Origin of the sequence: Peribacillus alkalitolerans, from assembly GCF_010882125.1 — a bacterium.
Lineage (GTDB): Bacteria > Bacillota > Bacilli > Bacillales > DSM-1321 > Bacillus_BN > Bacillus_BN alkalitolerans.
Map to the genome: position 1 here is coordinate 21,828 of NZ_JAAGVZ010000003.1, position 21,199 is coordinate 43,026.

A 21,199-nucleotide genomic window follows, 5' to 3' on the forward strand; every position below is an offset into this window, starting at 1 on the left:
ACTCGGTAATTTCATCCTCTAATTTTTCTATCCTCCGATTAATCATATAAAATGTAGACACAAATGCAACCACTATGATAATTATTTAACCTAACCCAATATCTCCCTTTCTTTACTCCAACCTATAATTATCAGATAATTAAAGCAAAGACCAAACGAAAGGGTGATACTAATGATTACTCCTATCTTCCGGATATTTGATGTTGATAAAGCTATTTCATTTTATTGTGAGTTTCTTGGATTTAATCAGGATTGGGTCCATCAGTTTGAAGAGAATATGCCGAAATATATTCAGGTTACATTTAATGATGCAATCATTCACTTATCTGAACATCACGGTGATGCTTCCCCTGGAAGTGCGATTCGTTTTAAAATGGCTAACTTGAAAGACTATAATGCTTCACTACTAAATAAGGACTACCCTTATGCAAAACCTGGATTACAAAAGACTCCCTGGAACACTCTTGAAATGACATTAACTGATCCTTTTTCCAATAGAATTATCTTTTACGAAAATATATAAAACTCTTTTTCATTTAAGCATGATCTCTTTCAATTTTAAGGAATATTGTAGTTCCCTTGTATTTCAAGTGCATAATGGACTACCTCCATTCAAAATTGCTCTTTTACATTATTTTACCATCCTTTCCTGATTTTGAATAAAAAAGAGAGTGACCTGTATTTACAAATTACAGGTCACTCTCAAAAGCTTCTTTAACCTTTTAACTTAAATTTTTTGATCCATAGCGGAATTCTCAATGAAGAGCTAATCAATAATATGATTAAAACCAATACTGCCGCTGATTTATCAGCAATCTCCTTGGCATCTTCAACCAACGCTTCTGATTGTACATACCATAAATGAACTGGTAATGTCGCACCTTGTGAAAAAAGATTGAAATCCCACATTTTATCTGATGCACTTGTTCCTCCGGCTAACAGGATAACAGCTGATTCACCGAATGCTCGACATGCGGCAAGACTAACACCCGTTAGAATTCCAGATAATGCGGCAGGAATGACGATTTTAATAATCGTTTTTGATTTGGTAGCCCCTAGTGCATAAGATGCTTCCCTTAAGTCATTGGGCACTGCCTGTATGGCTTCCTCTGTCACACGAGTAATAATTGGTAGATTCAAAAGAGATAGAGTAACTGCTGCGCCTATTATCGTCAGTCCTACCTCAAAGACATCCACGAATAATACGTACCCAAATAGTCCAAACACAATGGATGGCACGGATGCCAAGCCTTCCACGCAAGTACGGATGAATTCGGTCATGCGATTGTTCGGTGCATATTCGGCTAAATATATTCCCGATCCAATACCAATAGGCAGAGAAATGACCATTGCGATGATCAATACATAAAAGGAACTAAATAAAAAAGGACCGATTCCTCCACCTGCCTCTAGCTCACTTGGTAAACCTATTAGGAAATCAAAAGAAATGTGAGACAAGCCTTTTGATAATATTCTAATCAATAATAACAGGATGATGGCTACAACGAATAGTGAAATGAACCAAAGAACAAAGGTAAATAATTTATCCGCAATTCGATTGGCAACCCCATTTTTTGCATTATTTCTGAAGCTCATATCCTTCATCGCATATCACCTTTTGTTCGAATTCTTCTCACAATTAAAATCATGCTAATTGAAATTAACAATAATAAAAACGCCATCATGTACAGTGCATAACTCCAAGTGCTGTCAAACTGGACATCTAAGATTTGCATCACAATATTACTCGTTAAGACTGAGGTTGGAGTCAATAATGTTTCTGGTAATTGAGCCGTGTTACCAATCACCATGACTACTGCCATAGTTTCTCCGAGTGCACGTCCCATCCCTAAAATAATGGCAGTCATGATACCTGGTTTTGCAGCCGGGATCACAACCTTTGCAATCGTTTGAAAGCGAGAGCTGCCTAATGCATAGCTTGCTTCCCTAAGTTCAACCGGAACTGCAGTAATTGCATCATCGCTGATTCTGGCGATGGTAGGTAAAACCATTAACGTAAGTACAAGAGCTGCCGCAAGCAAGCCATCACCCATAATAGCTCCCGTAATTTTTATCAAGAATGGAATCAAGATGGTCAGACCTAAGTATCCGTATATAATGGAGGGGATTCCAACCAAAAGATCAAGAATAGGTCGAATGATTCGTTTCAGCCAATCTGGCGCAACTTCCACGATAAAAATAGCAACTCCCAAAGACAGCGGAATCGCGAATACCATCGTCACAGCGGTCAATGACAAAGTACCAAGGATGAAGATGGCAGCACCATACTTCTCTGAATATGGATCCCAAGTAGTCGAGAAAAAATATTCTTTTAAAGACACGTCTTTAAAAACGATTAAGCCTGTTTTACCTATAAATACGACGATGGATAATAAGACCACACCAAGTAATAGAGCGCTAACCAGACACATTATCTTAAAGGCAGTATTAGAAAAATACTTCATGCTTGTTTTTTTACGAAGTAAGCTATTTATTGATAAATGATGATTCTTGATTTCGTGTTCAAGTTTAGCCATAAAACCTCCGAAAATTAACTGAATGCCAGCCCAATATGGACTGGCATCTTTTATTGAGAGAGAGGGGAAAAACAGAGATTATTTTACTTTACTGATTGGAACGAACTTTAATGTTTTTAATGAACCATTTTGGAATTTGCTGCTTTGCATATATTTGATAAATGCTGCTGCAGCACCTTTAGGCTCGCCTTTTGTTAAAAGGTAACCATAACCCCAAACCGTATATTTACCATTGATTACGTTATCAACTGTTGCAGGGACACCATTGTAAGCCAAAGCCTTAATATTCCCTTTTACATAAGCTAGGTCTGTGAAGCCAATTGCATTTGGATTGGATTCTACGGCTGAAGCCATTTCACCACTTTTACCAACTTCTTTATAATTGCCACCAGACATAAAGCTAGACCCTTTTAAAGCCTTCATCTGATAGTTTACACGCGTACCAGAACCACTTTTTCTGTTAACAACGACGATTTCTTCATCCTTGCCACCGACTTGCTTCCAGTTCTTGATTTTTCCTGAAAAGATTTCTTGTAATTGTTTTGTAGTCAAGCTTTTAACTGGGTTTTCTTTATTGACAATTGTAGCAAATGGGATTACCGCAATTTTATGAGCCTTTAATCCGCTGAATGCTTTAAACCCAGGAACTGATTGAGTCGCATCCCAGTCACATGCACCTAGAGTTGCAGACCCTTTCAAAACGGATTGTGGACCAGCAATGGATGAAGAACCTGAAACGGAAATTGATACTCTTGGATTTAGCTTTGTGAATTCTTTTTTAGCCTGGTTAGTCAACGGAAGAAGAGCTGTTGATCCAGCAATGACTACCTTACCAGAAACAGATGCTGCTTCTGCTTTTTCAGTGAAGCCACCAAAAGTTAAACCAACTGTAGCCACAACCGCCATAGTTGCAACTGAAAAGCGTTTTAAAAGATTGAACTTCATGTTTGAAAACTCCTTTTGTTAAATTATTTAGTTAATGTTTCAAAGGAACCATTCTTATAAACTAGTACTCTCTCACCAGTGTCACTTGCAACTGTGACAGCTAGTTTTCCATCATTTGAGACATTAAAAGAAGTAAGGTCTAATGATGTTGAAACTACCTTAGTTAAGCTTTTGTTTGTTGGATTCACTTGGTAAATGGTTGATCCATTACTCTCTGCTACTAAAATCATAAGTTTTCCTAGTGAAGTTACTACTGTAGACAGAATGTCCTTGTTTGTTACAAGAGCTGTCAATTTCTGATTTTTGCCGACCATGTATAGAATTGGTGTGTTTTCACCTTCAACATCATAGCTCGTATAGACTACTGAACCATCAAGCATGAAGGCTGAATTCGCTTTGTTGTCGATTGTATTAGATAAAATGACAGGCTTGATTTCCTTTGCAGTTAAATCTAATAGGTTTATTTGAGGCTCAGTATCTTTTAAATCGATATTATCGACATCCGTATTTCCTTCTGAATCAGGTGGTGTATAATTGGTTTTGCCTTCTTTTCCTACAGTGTAAATCACGTTCTTTTCATCTGCAGAAAGTTTAAGGTCTGTCTTATAGGTTAAAGAATCTGTGTATACCGTTTTAATCGCTCCGTCAGCTACACTAACTGTCGCGATGTCTTTTGTTTCTTTGCCTTTGAAGAAGTAAATTTTTTGACCATCTTTCGCCCATACAAATTCAAACTTTTCGTTATCGTCTTTTTCATTTAAAGGAGAAACCTGCTTAGATGTTAGATCCATAAGATAGATAAAGCCTGATTCATTCGTGAATACTGCTTTTTTTCCATCAGGTGAAACTGATACTTCAGTTCCGTTAATATCTACCAAAGCTTTTTTACTGACCGTATCTAATATGTAAGAACGAGAATCCGATTCCGTTTCATTCGTTACTAGAACCGTAGAGCCACTCACCCAATTAGGATTATAGGAGTCACCACTTAACAAAGGCCCTTTGGCAATAAATTCACCATTTTCAGCTATTGTCTCTCCACCTAGAGCAGATACGATATCCTTTAATTCTGTGTAGACAGTCCCTTTTGATAACAATGGGTATCCGCTAACCTTGACAGATTTTCCATTTTTCACTATGATATTTTGGTTCAAATTCATTGTGATTGTTGTACCTGTCTTAGAAATTTTTACACTATTGTTTTTTTCTAATTTCACAGCCGCTCCGAACAATTTAGCGATATCTTGAACGGAATAAAGCTTTTTCCCGCTTAAATTGACTGCCTTTACTGATGTTGATGTACCTTCTACGTTAAGTTTTGCCGTTTCAAATTTAATCGGACCATTTGTTGATATTAGTAAACTATTGTCTATTAATAAATCCCCGCCTAACGCTTGCAAGAAAGTTTTCGCATCCCCAAATAGCGACTTTCCAACTAACTTAGGTGGAACCGTTAATTTAACTTTATTGCCGTTTACTACGGCAGAAGTTGAGTCTGCTTTCAAAATGATTGAATGCTTTTTACTTCCAAATGTTTTTATAGCAGTTAATGTTTTTGACTTTACGTCATATGTAACGTTTGCAGCCATAAAGCTTGCTAATTGATTTAAGGAATAAAGCTTTTGCTTCTTCGACATAGAATATTGAATTTCTTTAGCAATACCTGTAACAATGATTTTTTCTTTAAGCACTGCTTGTGCTTGCTGCACAGATGCTGCTTCTACACTTCCTAGTAAACTAGGTGTATAAGCGCTTCCAACTAACACTGCAGAAGCAATAACCAGACTTGATATCGGACGCTTCATTCATATTCCCCCGTATTTTTCTTGACTTAAGACATTTCCGTGACTTTTTACCTCTTGAAAGCTAAGTGTCCACCTCCAAATTGACTAATCTGAGAGTATTATATTTCCAATTTATTAAGGGAATATGAATTTAACATGAAAAGTGTAAATTTAAATTGTTTAAATTTGTAAAACAATGTAAATAATTTGTGTATTTATAACTAAAAAAAAGTCCAGTTTCCACTAAAACTGGACTTTTTGTATCCTATTATCAAAACATCAGCTTATTAGTTCCTCTTTAACGGCCTTTAGCTTTCTAAAACCTTTATCATAACTTTGCCTTTCTAACAATTGGTCCACTAATGCGATGGCGTCTTCTTTTCTCCCCGCTTGGACATATGCATCAATGACTCTTTCGTATTGCTTATCGTAGGGGTATTTTTCCGTTTTAGCCAAGTCAAAGGCCATATCGAAATAAGATGCAGCTTTTCCGTAGTCTCCTAACGTAAGATAGGTTCCACCAATATTGAAGTTCAAATCCGCTCTCTCAAGATTAGAAAGAGTGTTTAGCTGCAAGGCTTGCTGCTTCACTTCAATCGCTTCGTGATAATTCTTCTTCATCTCCAAATCAAAAGCACGATCACGGAAATGCTTATATTTGGTGAGAGGCCTTTTCTTTTTATAAACGCTTTGAACCAACAAAATACCTACTACTATTAATGCCATCCACAGATAAACATTGCCTACCATCGATTCACCTACTATTAGAAAACTTGGATATTGTATAAATAAATCTAGTATCGCCATATTTACATTAAAGTAAGCAAAATAATTCAATTTACCTGTTTGTCAAAAAACAACAATCTTTTAGAAACGAGCCAAAATAAAAAACAGACAAGTATTTTTGCCTGTCTGTTTTCGGTTATATATACTCACTTTTTGGTCAAGATTCCAATCGGGGTACAAAATTAAAGTCAGCTTTGGTCGTATTTCTAATTGAATGCTGGTTTAGCATTCATCGGTATTCCCCTTACACCTTACCCAACTTGAACCCTTCTTTTGAAATACCATTCTTTACTATAAGCGTATAAGATGGTAATGAGTGGTGATATCCAGATAAATACAGCAAATGGTACATAGGCAATTACATCAACCTTAACAATGGATGCAGAAACAACAGCAAGTAAGCTCCATGGCACAATCCCTGCAAATAACAGGACTGTATCACTAATGATTCGGCTTAGGTTACCTAAACCATGTTCCCTCCACTCTTCCTTCAACGTGTTGCCTGCAATGATGATGGGAAATGATTGATTAGGTGAAACGATAGATAGAAGTGCCCCAAACTTTACGGATTGGATTGTATGTCTACCAAGCGAACTTCGTTTTCCTTCACTCTGCAATTTCAATTGGTCTAGGAGATGATAATCCTCTAACCACTGTGTAAAAATCGCTGTTAAGGCGACGAACAGGATAAAATTCAACGATCCTCCCAGACCTCCTACCGGCTTGATTCCACCCCAAATATTCTTCAATAATTCAAGAAGATCTATATGGTAAAGCAGCGTATTTAATAAAAAAGACACGACAAGACTACATATAAAACTATGAATCAATTTCATCCTGAATAATAAACACCCTATCAAAATCACAATTGGTAAGAGTGAAATCATGTTATTGAGTGTGAATTTCTCGACAAATATTGTCGTGAATAACATCGTTTTTTCTACTGATAAGTCCAATCCTATGAATAGCATCATACAGGTCCCGACACTTAACAACGTACTTGGTAGAATGGCAAAAAAATGTGTTTTTCTAGAGATACCAAGAGTAGTCAGTACCAAATTGAATGCTCCCGATAAAGGAGAGGTTCGATCTCCTACAAAAGCTCCAGAAAGTAAAGCTCCTGCCACAATCTCAAGCGGCAAATCAAATTCCATACCCAAATTCATAATTGGAATACCAATGATACTTAACGTTCCTATCGTAGAACCTAATAACATGGAAACAAACATGGCTATGAAAAAAGCAGTCATGAAAAAGTATTTTATTGATATTACGTGAACCGCGATATTCGTCAAACTATCCGTTGCTCCTCCAGTTACTAATGAAGGTAGTAATATTGCCAAAAATAATAACAAAAACAACACTTCTTTATTCTTATCCAATCCCCTGATTCCCGAGTTCAAAATCTCTTTCCATGAAGCCTTCTTTCTTTTCACAATCCAAAGAAGATACCCCAATCCAGGTAAGATTCCAATCACCAAAGGGATGCTGAATAATACCGATAAAATCAGGAATGGAATGGTACAAAGTATAAGAAAACTAATATTCCCTTCTATAAATGCACGTCTAGTAAAATTCATCAGCTAGTTAACACTTCCTAAAAATATGGATATATGTACTAAATATAAAAAACTTATCTTCCCTGATACTACCATAAATCATTCTGTATGAGATATCGCAATCTCACTATCTATTAATGAAAAAACAAAGATATTAATACCACTACGCCTACATATATAGCAGCCATTACCACATTATTCTCAGCATGTACAAAATCATGAACAAATTTCATAGATTTTCCCTCCAGCATGGATTCATTTTCTATTTGATTCCATATTATGCTGAATGAAAATGTGATTAAACGTATAATGGATGTAAGTTTCGCAAGACCTTTGGTGTAGGAATAAAATCAGCATTGTCAACTAACTGGGTAATACTACTAGTAATTCCTACCATAAGACTCATTTCTGTAATTATGTGGGTTTTTTATTCTATAATATTGATAGATATGCGGAGGTGAATGTATGCACAAGCAAGATTCTGCTTTTGCCTTTATTCAACAATATAATGAAGAATGGGCTGTATTAGCCAAGGAGTTTGAAAAATTATTATTCAAGGATAGGGATGCTTCCTTTTTTAAAGCGAGGAAGCTCGCAGAACTACTTATAAAAGATGTATATAAAAAAGAAGGAATTGAATATCCCAATTTTGCAACCCAAGCAGAAAAAATTACTATTCTAAAGAATGAAGGGGTACTGGACGAGGAATTGTTCAGCCCATTTGATAGAATTCGCAGGATGGGTAACCTGGCTGTCCATGAGCACAAGGTCATTCCAATCTCGGATGGTTTGAAGATTCATTCAAATGTATACACCATCTTGAAATGGTTTGTGGAGTCTTATGTGAGTTATGACTTTAAGGTACCAGATTACCAGGAGCCAAAGCCTGAGAACCTAGATGAGGTGCTAGGTGATAAAGTACGAGATTTGTTGAAAGAATACTTGCCAAGCTTTATCCCAGCACCATCTCCTACCCCAACACTTCCAGAAGGTGCACCTACTTCATTGGAGGTAACTGTTGAAGAAGAGGTACTTCCCGAGCTGAATGGTTCCCATCTTCTCTATGAATTAAGTAAACTAAGAGAATCTTCACAGGATGCAGTAGAAGGCTATAAGGGTCTTAGTGATTTTAAGAGATATATGCACGTCAAACGTCCTATCGAGAGTAAGCTTGAGAAGATTTTAGAGGAAAGTGTCCATGCCTCCAGCGGACAATTGATTTTCCTTTGCGGTAGTGTCGGGGATGGGAAGTCGCATCTTCTTAGTCACATGAACTCGACAAAGAAAGATATCATGAGTCATTTCAATATCCATAATGATGCGACAGAGAGCTTTGATCCAAAGAAAAATTCATTGGATACCTTGTCTGAAGTGTTGGATTCCTTCTCGGATGAAAAGCTTGGTCAATCTGGAGATAAATTGATTTTAGCCATCAACCTTGGTGTATTGAATAATTTCATAGAATCAGAGTATGCCTCTGAAAAATACCAAAAGCTAAGAGAATTCATCGCGAATGCCAATGTTTTTGAATCGAATGTGATCACGACACCTGAAGAACACTCGAACTTCAAGCTAGTGAATTTCTCAGATTACAATGCGTTTGAATTAACGGTGGAGGGACCTGTGTCCTCTTACATCTCAGAATTATTTGACCGGATTTCCTCAGCTGAACCAAATAATCCGTATTATAAGGCTTATTTAAAGGACAAGGAGAAGTTCTCTGTCAATCCGCTTCTTATCAACTATGAGATGTTCTCATCAAAATCGGTTCAAAAGCAAATCATCCAATTGATCATCAAGACAATCATGAAAGACAAGGTCATCCTGTCTTCCAGGGCACTTTTGAACTTCATCTATGACATCTTAGTCCCTGTTGATTCTTCGGATGTTAACACTAGTGACTTCATTGACATGCTACCTAGTCTTTTGCCGAACCTATTATTTGAAGGCATAGAGAAGTCACATTTCTTAAAGATGATGTCCAATCATGATCCAATCCATCATCGTGCCAAGGAATTGGATGAGAAATTAATCAGCCTACATAATTCAGGTAGCTATTACGTCTTTTTCAGGGATGTCATTTTTGACTCAAGCGCCCAGGAATGGATCAATGGGCTAGAAACGATTGAAGACATCGCCTACCTGGATAAAGATACGAAGCGCGAATTAAGTGAGTTATTCATACGTTCGACTTACCTATACGAATCACATTTACAGGCATGCTTCCAGGATATCGTGTATGCGAATTACATGAAGTTTCTGTATGCCTACAATACTAACAAAAAACCAATGCTTCAGAACTTATATTATGAAATAGAGAAATCGATTTATCTTTGGAAAGGGAGCCCCTCCAGTGGTTACCTATTCATTGATGATGAAAGCAACGCCATCCGGATTGCTGAGCCGCTGCAGTTAAGAAAGGTACCTTTGACGATTGAAAATGAAAAGATTGATTTCGTTGAACGCTTTACCCCTACCCTTTATTTGGGCTTTAAATGTGAACCGGACCAAACCGTCCATGAGGTGGAAATAGACTTGCCACTATACGATATGGTGACGAGGGTATTGAATGGCTACAAGCTGAATAAAAAAGATCGGGAAGACTCCATCCAGTTCATCGATTTCATTGAAAGATTACTTCCTTATGGAAAACAGCAGGAAGAGATTCTGATCAGCGACATGGATAAACGGATGACCTTCCGTCTTCAATTCGATGCAGATTTCGGAGTTTACTCGTTTAGTAGGGAGCAGTGATAGGTTTGAGTGCACTAGAAGAATTAAGAAAATCATTACACGTTAAAGAAAAGAACGGGAAGACCACTTTGAAGCACACCATAAATAAAAAGGCTGTGTTTCTTCCCTTCCAGACACGTAATCCTGAACGTGCCAAGTTCCAGACCGGATTCACTCCTGTTCTCGGACAATTCTTCCGTAATATTGAAGAGGTTACTTCAGATTTTAAAATAGACAGTGAGGAAATCATTTCTAATATCACTCAAAATGTAGATATGGTAGAAGCTGATCGTCCACATTTTGAGCGGATTATCCAGGAATTCCTATTCAATTCGAATACAATCCGTCTATTCCATCCGATGATGTATAAATTCGTCCCTCTTTCCGAATCGAAGGAATCCGATGGAGAGACGGATATTGCCAGCTACCTGTTTGACGCTTTATTAAAGAGGAAAAATGAAGCGATGAAAGAAATCCTGACGCTAAAAGACAATGAACACGTCATGGCTCGTTTGGTCCAGCAATTCATGCCTGGTCTTGAAAAAAATGTGGACAAAGAAAAATTTGCCCAAGCCTTGCCATTTGTACAGAACCAATTCATGCATGACCTGGAAACGCTTTTGACAAACAGAGACTTTTTCATGAATCATGCGAGCTTATTCTTGGCCTATTATTATTTTTACTCAACCACGCAATTGACGTTGAAGTTGAACCAATATGAAAAAATGGATGTCCAATCCCCTACCCCGGTATATTTCAACTTGGACTGGGAATCATCCAACCGGAATAGGATGGCAGTTTCCCATGGATTTAAGAGGATTTCAGACGCGGGGAAACAGTTGCTGGTCCATATCAATGAATTAGAGCATTTGAATTTCATCTTAGGTACTCAAAATTTACATTATGCTGGACTGAATAAGCACTTTGAGGGGCTTTCCCCTGATGAGCAGGAGCGCATCCTCTCTGATATTTATTCCTGGACAGTGGAGTATGCCCAAATTGTCTCTGGAAAAATCGAAGACATCGAGCGTAAATCAACCCTTGATGATGCACTAAGACAACTTCACCTTCCTTTGTCCATTGGAGTATCCAAGGAGACGATCTCTCGTTATGCGCTTGCCATCACTGAGGTGGGAAGGCTGTATTTCCTGAAAACAAGAGGTTCCCTTGGACATACCTTGAACGTGTCACAGGATTTCTTGATGTTACTTACGGCTGTTTCCGTCAAACACGAGAAGATTTCATTGAAGCAGCTTTTCGTAGAATTCGAGAAACGTGGGGTTTATTTCGACCGATATTCACGTGATGCGATAGTAGAGTTATTCAATAAATTGAATTTAATAGAAAAAAAGAGCGATAGCGGTGATGCACAGTATGTTAAACCAATTTTATAAGTATATGGCTGAAAAGCTACGTATCTTCCTCGAGAAAGAAAAACTGAAAGGTGGAGAACGCTTCTACCTTCAGTTTGATCATATCGAAAACGTCAGAGACTTTTATCAAATCTTGAAATCGATGGAACTATCCGAGGAATTCATTTATCAGCATGAGCAAGGAACTCCCTATATAACGTTTTGTATCAACATTAACGATATAAAAGTGGTTGTGGCTGCCACCCTTGATGGGGTCACACCTGATTTCTTGGTTACATTAAGGAACCAAGTCAGCGAACAAGTGGGACAATGGGATAAAACGGGTTTGATTAGCATCTCACATCTTTCCTTGGATAGTATCCAGGGTGGAAGCAAGGATTTACAAAACAAGGGGATGCCTTTCAATACCCAGCAAATCACCCATTATATAAAAGAAGAGTTGAAAAACAACCATGACTTTTCCCTGGCTGAAAAGGAATTGTTTAAGTTCCATCTTGATCGAAAACTAGAAGACATCGTCGTGCAAACCTCCCTTTGGGATTATGCCGAAGTCATTGGGCTAATCAATAAAGGGAAAATTGAAGACAGTGACTTCCGTTCCCTATCCCTCTTCCCTGACAAGGAGCTGGGCAAGGATTCTAACTTGAAGCCTAAGGATATCGAATACCGACTGCAGGAAAATGCCCGGCTTTTTGAACTGGTGCAGAGAATCCATGACTATGAAACATTGGATACCGAGCTAGAGAAATTCTTTGAAGACAAGATGATCACCAAGTTGAAAAGGGATACATGGTTCGAAAATGACTTCCCTCAAGTCAGGAATGCCTTTGGTACTGGTAAGTCCATACAATATGTTGACTCACTGACCAAAAAGCTGAATAAGCACCTCTCTTTTTGGGAGCGTCCACACCTCGAGACGAAGGTCGGACATAGAAAACGACATATCATCATCTTCAATGAATCCAAACTTCCATCGGTGGAAATGCAGTTTGAATTCGATGATTTCTTGAAAAAGCAATTCATTAATAAAAAAAGTGCACCTTTTGCGGATACCAGTGGTAAAAAGCTGAAGGTGATCCTACCTGCACATGATGACCGGAACAACTTTTATCAAATCAAATACAAGCACAATAACGAAAATTCATCAGGTTTTGAATTCAACATTTGTATCGTTCCTTTTTCAGCTGACCAGCTAGAAGGCATTGAGACGATGTTCGAGATCAAGGTTAATGGTTCAGATTCAAGGCTTTTCCTTAAATACCATGGTGAAATCACCCAGCTTGGCAGGGGCGAAAATGTGGTGGAGCATGTTCTCACCGAAGCTTATGAAACGATTGATAAAAACATCGACGATAAGCTATTGATCGATATGGACGCATCCGCATGGGAGGACGATTCTCTAGTCTGTAACATCCATGTTTCCGGTACTTTTCTACAATTTGAATTCAAGGATACAGATACCCGTTCCACTCCGATTGGAGCCAGCAGGGTCTGGAAGCTGAAACGGGAAAGACGAGAGCATTTCCATTTGGAAAATGAGAGGCTTAAACAAGGAACGTATACCTATTATCCTTTTGATGATTTCAAGGAAAAGCTTCATTTAGAGAAAGAATGGATTACGAACCATCATTTATATTTAGTCGACGGAATCGAGCCTGAGCACTTCCATGTTTCTAATGAAATCCGATCCGTGTACTACGCATATCTCGAATACTTTGAAAAGAACGGTTTGTTGCCAAGTCTTGCCTATATGGATGACGATTTGAAAGTATTAGCAATGGATTATGTTCGTAGAGTAACGGAAGCTATAAATGGGATAGAAGAACACTCATTATTAAATGCAGAACAGAAGAATTTATTTAGGCTTGGAATGGTTTCTGAAAACGGAAAGATATGGATGACGCCTCTACACCCTATAAATGTGGCTTATCAACTGAAGCTACAGGATGAAGTAGGAGATGAAGAGCTTGAGAATACGATACTTGAACGCTTACATCCTAACAATCTCGTTCCATTCATATATTCAGAGAAGGATGAATTGTATCGGCCAACTCTTGAAGGCGACTTTTCTGAATGGCACGAATACGAACCAGAGAAATTGATTTCCGTCGGAACCGCCAATGAATTCCTGGCAACTGTGGTTGAAGAGAAAATGAATCAATTTGTCCATCATTTTGATTATCTGTTTCTAGAAAGTGCGAGGTCTCCCCTCCTCTTGAATGTCATTGAAATCCATAATGATAAAGAAGTAGTTCGAGGGATCAGCACATTCTTGAAAAAGCAGTTGGAAACATATGGACCGAATGGAATGCTTCCTATTGAAATTGCCCTTTACCGCGATGTGGAAGCTGCAAGTGCATTTGAGATTTTCTCCACTCTTCAAACACCAGCAGAGGTGGAAGCAGAGTTCGACCTGAATTTGAAATCAAAGGAATTCGATTCAGTAGATGTACTGCGTTTGATACGTGAGCATATCAAGTATTTCAAGATCACCATGACTTCAAACTTGGAATTCCAATATGCGCATATTTCCTTCTTCAAATTACCTACTCAGGACATTGACGCGTCCCATCAGGTAGACAAAATGGAGACAGGTATCGCATTGAACGGCTTGATTTCTTCCGTTGTAGCCATTTCGAGTGAATCCGATTATCGATCTGGATATGGGATCCTTCATGCGCCAAAAGAAACGAATCCATTGATTGACATGGCGACTAGCTATAATGAACTTTCCTTCAATATGCAAAATGAAGGGAAAAATTCGTACAGTAAAAATAAATCGATTGTGATGAGTACATCGACGGAAGGCAAATCATTATTGGAAAAACTGTACAAGGCATCCGCTTGGGTCACATTCATTGATCCAGGGGTTGATTTGGATTTCTTCCAAAAGTCGAGTCCGAACCTTCTAGTTATCCATTACAATGACCAGCACACTTCTTCGGATCGATATGATGCCATCACTGTTACTGATAAATCGTCACAGTATAAAAAGGTCATTGCCGATTACATTGGAGATAAAATACGACTCACTGACAACAACATCGATATGGCCATCAAATCCTTTAACTCAATCAACGGCCAATGGCTGCTAAGTATCATTGGAAGCAAAGGTCATTTTGCGCGAGAAAAGGTCAGTATCGTATCTGCAATGAAATACCTGGAAGGATATTTTAACCATTCGAACATCACTTGGATCCCTATTTCCTTAGAGGAAATTTTAAGGGTCTCCTCTGCGGTCAAGCTGAATAAAGTGGATGGCATCTTCTCCGCCAAAAACTTGAATTCAGGTGGCAAGCATAGCGATGATATCCTCATGATGGGACTTGAGCAGAAGGATGGCTCCCTCTACCTACATATTTATCCGGTAGAGGTGAAAATCGGTAGATTACAAACGTCCAAGGCAGCTACTCAAATTGCGAAAACGACGAAGCTTTTCAAACAGTATTTAATGGACCGCCCTGGGGAAACCAGCTTCAAAAAGAAGTTCTTCCGTAATTTCTTTACCCAAATGCTGTTATCCAATGCGAAAAAACTACATGCCAATGGCTTATGGTCGGTAGAAAAATACGAGCACATCCATGAGTTGAAACCGGAGCTAATGAACGATGAATTCAAGATTAGCACTCATTTGGAAACTTACATCGGGGAAGGCGCAGTCCTGACCTTCCGAAAGGACCACGGATTCCGATCCGCACTTTTAGAGGATGGCGTCCTGAAGCTTACCTTCATTGAAGAGGATGCGTTTGCAGGCTTGGCCTATGACATGGATAAAATTTTAGATAAGATGCGTACGGGTTATATGGATTTTGATCCTGAAAAAATGCTCTATGCCTTATATAATCCAGAAGATGTTGACGTGACTCCATTCATTTATCCGGTTCTTGAAGAAGAACAAGCATCTGACTTGTTAGTGGCCGAGGATTCATCTGACTATGAAGATGAATCGGGAGTACTTGAAGTGCAAGACGATGATGTTGTGACAATTGATGATAGGTCGGTAGCTTTAGAAGTCGATGTAATCGAAGACGGGCCTGAGATTATTGAAGATCAAGAAGCTGACGTTTTAACGGAGGGAGAGTCTGATGTAACTGTAAACCAAGTTAATGATGACGCTACCGAAGTCACTGAAAATCCAAGCGATGATGGTCTAGTTGATGACACGACTGAAATCACTGAAAACCCAATAGATAATAATCGGGATGAGTCAGTTATAGGTTCATCTGTTGAAGACAAGACATCAGAAAAGTTAGAGGATGTAGAAGAAAGTTTACCGGAACCAAGTCGAGTCTATTCCCTATCAGACATAAGGATTCCACTTGGAACAGCTAGTGGTTCCAATCAAGTCATCCATTGGGAATTCGGTCATCCTGGCTTGGCAAACCGTCATTTGTTCATCACTGGACGCTCTGGTCAAGGAAAGACGTACTTCATTCAATGCTTGTTGTTAGAGCTAGCCAATAAAGGCATTTCAAGCATTATCATTGATTATACGGACGGCTTCAAATCTTCCCAGCTAGAAGATGAATTCAAAGAAACCTTAGGCAGTAAACTGGAGCAGTTCATTGTGCTGGCGAAGAAATTCCCAGTCAATCCTTTCAAACGCAATCATAAAGAACTGGATGAAGGCATCACCATCCTAGAAGATGATTCAGATGTAGCTGAGCGTATGAAGAATGTGATTGGTTCCATCTATCCAACACTTGGAATTCAACAATTGAATTCCATCTATCAAGCTGTCATGAAAGGCATGTCCATCCATGATGAGAAGATGAACCTGATGTTACTTCGTGAGCTCTTAGAAGAAGACGGATCTGGGCCTGCAAAAACAGCCCTTTCCCAAATGAATCTATTAATCGATAAAAATCCATTCGATTATAACCAAGATTTCGATTGGTCCTTCCTTGAGAAACAGAAAGGAAAGGTATTCGTGATTCAGTTGACGGGATACTCCCCTGACGTACAAAAAATGATCACAGAATTCATCCTATGGGACCTATGGTATTACAAATTACAGCACGGAAACAAAAACCTGCCATTCCCTGTAATTCTTGATGAATCGCAGCGTCTTGATTTCAGCAGCGATTCACCAAGTGCGAAAATCCTGGTTGAAGGAAGAAAATTCGGTTGGTCAGGCTGGTTTGCTACCCAGTTCCTAAAAGGTGGCTTCTCAACTGACCAAGTGAGCAGACTACAGAATTCATCTGTGAAGATATTCTTCGCACCGATGGAAAACGAAGTCAACTCCATTGCCTCCTCCATCACCCAAGATCCTGCACAGAGGAAGGAATGGGAATCAAGACTAACAAACCTTCGTAAAGGACAATGTATCGTTTACGGACCAGTACAGGATCGTGAAGGCAACCTAATGCCTGTACGACCTTATTTGGTGGATATATTGGCTTTGGATAAGAGATAAACCTTAACCCGACACTGCTATTCAAGCGGCGTCGGGTTTTTACATATTTTTACTATTACTAAATTACGAAATAAAGATATAATTAGAAAGTAATAGAAAAAAACTAGCAGGTGAATATCTTGTCCAATAATACTAATGGATTCTACGAAGAATTATTACTAGAATCAAAAAACTATCCCGAAACAAAGCTTATTAAAAAACTATCTCCTAAAGAATATGTGGAGGTACTGATTTTACATGCAGCTAAAAAGTTAAGTGATAAATTTAGAAATCTAGCAGAAGCAGAAAATTATGAAGAAATTATTTCTCTCACGAAACAACTATCTCATGTTTTAACAGACAATGAAGAGGAATTCTCTCTTCCATTATCAATGGTTACATACAATAACATCTCTCCTGTTCCATTAAGTGAAGACCTTTATTTATCACGTTTAGCGTTACTACATAATGAAAAACATACGATTAAGAATTTCTTTAAAACATTAAACTTTGAAATGCGTACAGCAGATTCAGTTGATTTTATGGTGAGTTTTACTAGAATGTCAGGCTTACAATTAATCATTCGAACTTTAAAAGAACTCGAAGAAAGAAATGTACCAGTTCGAATCATTACTTCTACCTACATGGGGATCACACAGGCTAAGGCATTAAGAAAGCTAAAAGAATTCTCTAATGTAAAAATAAGAGTGATTAATAATCAAAAAGAATCATTCCATACAAAAGCCTATCTCTTCCATCGTACATCAGATTTAAATACTGTAATTATCGGGTCATCTAACCTATCTCATTCCGCCTTAATAAACGGACATGAATTAAATGTTAAAATTCCTGATACTTCCTATCTACCAATTTATGAAGAAGCAAAGAAGGTATTTGAAAATACATGGAATAGCCCTGAAGCTTATGAACCAACTGATGATTTCATCTTAAATTATGAAAGGTTCTTAGAACAAAAGAAACAAATCTCTCAGACTCCAGCCTCTTTAGTAGCTGAATCAAAATTGGACTATTCAACTAAAACAATTACACCAAACGAAATGCAGATTGATGCATTACAAAATTTGCGAAATACTCGAGATCTTGGAAATAAAAAAGGTGTTGTCATTGCAGCTACAGGTACAGGAAAAACATATCTTGCAGCTTTTGATGTTCAAGCTTTCGCACCAAAAAAACTTCTATATATAGCTCATAGAGAAGAGCTTCTTGATAATGCGATCGAAACCTTTAATACAGTATTAAATAAACCAGAATTATTCGGCAAAATAACAGGTAATTCAAAAGATTTTTCTAATCCCTATATTTTCAGTACAGTACAAAGTCTTCATAAGGATGGAACTTTAGAACGATTTTCTCCTGACGAGTTTGACTATATGATCATTGATGAATTTCATCATGCTGAAGCACCAACCTATAAAAAAATACTAAATTACTTTACACCAAATTTCTTACTTGGTCTTACAGCTACTCCTGAAAGAATGGATGGTAGAAATGTTTTAGCTTTATGCGATCACAACATTGTTTATGAAATCCGCTTACGAGATGCATTAGAGGCCAAATTATTAGCTCCTTTCCACTACTTTGGTGTAAGTGATGAAACAGTAGATTATAATTTGATTCCATTACGAAATGGTTTGTTGGATGAAGACCTATTAGTAAAAGCATTGAACACGAATGAAAGAACGGATTTTATCATCGAAATGATAAACACTTATGGATACAATGGTGATCGTATGATAGCTTTGGGCTTTTGTTCGAATATCGAGCATGCCCAATACATGAGTGATGAATTTAATAAACGTGGCATCAATGCGACCTATCTCACTGGGGAACATAGTATCTCATATAGAGAAGAAGTCATGGCAAGATTAGAAAATCATAATGATTCACTGGAGATTATCTTTACAGTAAATATCTTCAATGAAGGAATTGATATTCCTAAGGTGAATTTAATTTTATTCCTGCGTCCAACTGAATCCTCTACTATTTTCATCCAACAATTAGGACGTGGACTAAGAAAGATTGAAGGAAAAGAATTTGTAACGATCTTAGATTTTATAGGTAACTATCAAAAATCATTTATAGTTCCATTAGCTTTGTCTGGACAAATCAATCATAAAGCATTTGATAAAGATTCTCTTAGAGTAGCCGTTAAGCATGAGTTTGCGGATTTACCTGGTGGTTCATATGTAGATTTAGATCCAATTTCACAAAGACAAATCCTTCAAAAACTAGATTCTATTAAAATGAATTCTTCTGATATGCTGAAATCTTTATACAATCAATTTAAAAATGAGTTAGGAAGGTCACCTGAAATTATGGACTTCCTATATGCTGAGCAATCTCCAAGCTTTACTTATTTTATTTATAAATATAAATCATGGATTAAAACGAAAGAAAAAATGAATGATACCAATGATTTAGATGAAGATCTCTTAAAAAACAAATTGCTAACTGAAATTATTGAAAGGCTAGAACAACAATTTCCTATTAAATGGCCTTATGAAATGATCATTCTTGAATTAGCACTCAAAAAATTTGTAGTTTCAATTCCTGATATTCTTCATCGACTAGAAGAAAGATTTACAACGAAAGTCTCATATGAGCAGCATGAAAGCTTCATTAAAAGATCAATGGTAAAGCTCTCTAATCCTTCGAAGAAAAACAAATGGTCTTTTGGAAGAATTGAAGATAACACATTTACTTTAGATCATCAGATTAAGCAATTGATCTCAAACAGAGATTATTTAGATTACTTATTAGAAAGACTAGAGTACGGAATAATCGAATATAGGAGAACGTTTAAATCAAAATTATTAGATAAGAACGAAAAACTTACACTTTATCAAAATTACTCAAGAAATGACATTATTTTCTTATCTGGATCAACAGCATCTGAAGGATCATGGCAAGATGGTTTAAGTAGAGTTGGAAATGAATACTTTATTTTTGTTAATCTAAATAAAGAAGAATCTATATCAGAACATTTAAAATTTAAAGATTATTTCATAGATCTATTGACATTCCATTGGCAAAGTCAAACAAAAACAAGTCATGAATCACCTACTGGACAGAATATTGTCCATCATAAAGAAAAAGGATATTATTTTCATTTATTTGTAAGAAAGTTCGTTAAAATGCATGACATGACCTTACCTTTTACATACCTTGGTGAAGTCGATTATGTATCCAGTCATGGAGACAAACCGATGAATGTTAAATGGCGTCTCCATAACCCTGTACCTGAAGATTTATTTATTGATCTGATTCGATAATAGGACGTTGTTTGTTGGAATATCTGCGGGTGCCCATTCAAGGTTTTCTAATTCTTGTAGAGGCACCCACTTTAGTTCTGCATGTTCTTTTGCTTCCGGGATACCTTCAACAATTTTCGCTTTATATGTAAGTAGATTTACAATAATTGCATCATATTCATGATGTACATTTTCTACTAAGTCAAAAACTTCAATCGTACAACCCAACTCTTCCTTAATTTCACGAATTAAACATTGAGCTGGACTTTCACCTTCTTCAATCTTACCACCAGGATACTCCCATAGATTAGGCAAACTCATTTCAGGTGATCTCAATGCACATAATATTTCTTGTTTACCATTTTCTATCACTGCACCAACTACTCTTACTGTTTTCTTCATAGTAACTCTCCTTCAGTTATTAAACTCGAGTCTCATCATACCAAAAAATCCATCAATTTTCTAAAATTAGGAATGGTCTATTTTTATAGATACAAAACGTGAAAAAGGAGCTGCTATTTGCAACTCCCTTCTTCACTCAATCATTCAAATCACACCACTTGCTTCACCTTCATATGATATACATGCTCGTCATGATGACCTTTGAAAATTTCACCTGTAGGTTCAAAGCCTAATTTTTCGTAGAGACGGATGGCTGCTTTGTTGAATGGAATCACCGTTTGATTCATGCATTCTATCGACTTTTCATAGTCTCTATTCTGGTGAAGCTGGACTCCTTTCAAGGCTAATGTTAGAAAAATAGAAACGGACTTTTTCATAAAGAAATTGCTCCTAAATGATTGACTTACCCA

13 protein-coding genes are annotated in these 21,199 nt (G+C 37.4%); 5 read left to right on the top strand and 8 right to left on the bottom strand.

The annotated features are described in order from the left end of the window. Positions 1-172: 172 nt before the first annotated feature. Positions 173-523, top strand: coding sequence for a glyoxalase superfamily protein (locus G3O09_RS04495; RefSeq protein ID WP_163100303.1), 351 nt, complete (start codon positions 173-175; stop codon positions 521-523). Positions 524-714: 191 nt separating this feature from the next. Here G3O09_RS04495 and pstA read toward each other — a convergent pair whose 3' ends face one another. The 6 genes from pstA to G3O09_RS04525 form a co-directional block, all read right to left on the bottom strand. Then, positions 715-1,605 carry a phosphate ABC transporter permease PstA gene (pstA, locus tag G3O09_RS04500; RefSeq protein WP_163100304.1) on the bottom strand — a complete coding sequence of 297 codons (891 nt, stop codon included), beginning with the start codon at positions 1,603-1,605 and terminating at the stop codon, positions 715-717. Beyond that, on the bottom strand, positions 1,602-2,537 hold the full coding sequence (pstC, locus tag G3O09_RS04505; RefSeq protein WP_163100305.1) for a phosphate ABC transporter permease subunit PstC: 936 nt from the start codon (positions 2,535-2,537) through the stop codon (positions 1,602-1,604). Before pstC ends, pstA begins: the two co-directional genes overlap by 4 nt. Positions 2,538-2,615: 78 nt before the next feature. Continuing rightward, positions 2,616-3,482, bottom strand: a complete 867-nt coding sequence (locus G3O09_RS04510) for a phosphate ABC transporter substrate-binding protein (protein ID WP_163100306.1) — start codon at positions 3,480-3,482, stop codon at positions 2,616-2,618. Positions 3,483-3,505: 23 nt separating this feature from the next. Further along, entirely contained in the window at positions 3,506-5,287 is a 1,782-nt protein-coding gene (locus tag G3O09_RS04515) for a stalk domain-containing protein (RefSeq protein ID WP_163100307.1), read from the bottom strand. A gap of 258 nt (positions 5,288-5,545) precedes the next feature. Continuing rightward, on the bottom strand, positions 5,546-6,016 hold the full coding sequence (locus G3O09_RS04520; RefSeq protein ID WP_240338335.1) for a tetratricopeptide repeat protein: 471 nt from the start codon (positions 6,014-6,016) through the stop codon (positions 5,546-5,548). A gap of 287 nt (positions 6,017-6,303) precedes the next feature. Then, positions 6,304-7,632, bottom strand: a complete 1,329-nt coding sequence (locus G3O09_RS04525) for a Na+/H+ antiporter NhaC family protein (protein ID WP_163100308.1) — start codon at positions 7,630-7,632, stop codon at positions 6,304-6,306. A 444-nt stretch (positions 7,633-8,076) separates the two neighbouring features. On the opposite strand from G3O09_RS04525, the gene dptF reads away from it, so the two are divergent. The 4 genes from dptF to G3O09_RS04545 all read left to right on the top strand — a co-directional run bounded on the left by dptF (position 8,077) and on the right by G3O09_RS04545 (position 20,408). Beyond that, the gene (gene dptF / locus G3O09_RS04530) at positions 8,077-10,365 is read left to right on the top strand and encodes a DNA phosphorothioation-dependent restriction protein DptF (RefSeq protein WP_163100309.1); all 2,289 of its coding nucleotides are present in this window, start codon (positions 8,077-8,079) and stop codon (positions 10,363-10,365) included. A gap of 5 nt (positions 10,366-10,370) precedes the next feature. Beyond that, a complete protein-coding gene (gene dptG / locus G3O09_RS04535) occupies positions 10,371-11,738 on the top strand; it encodes a DNA phosphorothioation-dependent restriction protein DptG (protein WP_163100310.1) in 1,368 nt (455 codons plus the stop codon). After that, entirely contained in the window at positions 11,719-17,136 is a 5,418-nt protein-coding gene (gene dptH / locus G3O09_RS22400) for a DNA phosphorothioation-dependent restriction protein DptH (protein ID WP_240338336.1), read from the top strand. The genes dptG and dptH overlap by 20 nt, the downstream gene beginning before the upstream one ends. 119 nt (positions 17,137-17,255) lie before the next feature. Continuing rightward, complete coding sequence (locus tag G3O09_RS04545) at positions 17,256-20,408, top strand: DUF3427 domain-containing protein (RefSeq protein ID WP_476742323.1); 3,153 nt, start codon at positions 17,256-17,258, stop codon at positions 20,406-20,408. On the opposite strand, the gene G3O09_RS04550 is transcribed toward G3O09_RS04545, so the two are convergent. Together G3O09_RS04550 and G3O09_RS22405 are read right to left on the bottom strand one after the other, a co-directional pair. Next, positions 20,385-20,789, bottom strand: coding sequence for a (deoxy)nucleoside triphosphate pyrophosphohydrolase (locus G3O09_RS04550; RefSeq protein ID WP_163100311.1), 405 nt, complete (start codon positions 20,787-20,789; stop codon positions 20,385-20,387). The two genes, G3O09_RS04545 and G3O09_RS04550, sit on opposite strands and share 24 nt — an antisense overlap. A 149-nt stretch (positions 20,790-20,938) precedes the next feature. Further along, positions 20,939-21,166 carry an N-acetyltransferase gene (locus G3O09_RS22405; protein ID WP_240338337.1) on the bottom strand — a complete coding sequence of 76 codons (228 nt, stop codon included), beginning with the start codon at positions 21,164-21,166 and terminating at the stop codon, positions 20,939-20,941. Between the last annotated feature and the right edge of the window lie 33 nt (positions 21,167-21,199).

Coding starts and splice junctions, on each gene's coding strand:
- G3O09_RS04495 (WP_163100303.1), top strand. CDS start 173: ATGATTACTCCTATCTTCCGGATATTTGATGTTGATAAAGCTATTTCA.
- pstA (WP_163100304.1), bottom strand. CDS start 1,605: ATGAAGGATATGAGCTTCAGAAATAATGCAAAAAATGGGGTTGCCAAT.
- pstC (WP_163100305.1), bottom strand. CDS start 2,537: ATGGCTAAACTTGAACACGAAATCAAGAATCATCATTTATCAATAAAT.
- G3O09_RS04510 (WP_163100306.1), bottom strand. CDS start 3,482: ATGAAGTTCAATCTTTTAAAACGCTTTTCAGTTGCAACTATGGCGGTT.
- G3O09_RS04515 (WP_163100307.1), bottom strand. CDS start 5,287: ATGAAGCGTCCGATATCAAGTCTGGTTATTGCTTCTGCAGTGTTAGTT.
- G3O09_RS04520 (WP_240338335.1), bottom strand. CDS start 6,016: ATGGTAGGCAATGTTTATCTGTGGATGGCATTAATAGTAGTAGGTATT.
- G3O09_RS04525 (WP_163100308.1), bottom strand. CDS start 7,632: ATGAATTTTACTAGACGTGCATTTATAGAAGGGAATATTAGTTTTCTT.
- dptF (WP_163100309.1), top strand. CDS start 8,077: ATGCACAAGCAAGATTCTGCTTTTGCCTTTATTCAACAATATAATGAA.
- dptH (WP_240338336.1), top strand. CDS start 11,719: ATGTTAAACCAATTTTATAAGTATATGGCTGAAAAGCTACGTATCTTC.
- G3O09_RS04550 (WP_163100311.1), bottom strand. CDS start 20,789: ATGAAGAAAACAGTAAGAGTAGTTGGTGCAGTGATAGAAAATGGTAAA.
- G3O09_RS22405 (WP_240338337.1), bottom strand. CDS start 21,166: ATGAAAAAGTCCGTTTCTATTTTTCTAACATTAGCCTTGAAAGGAGTC.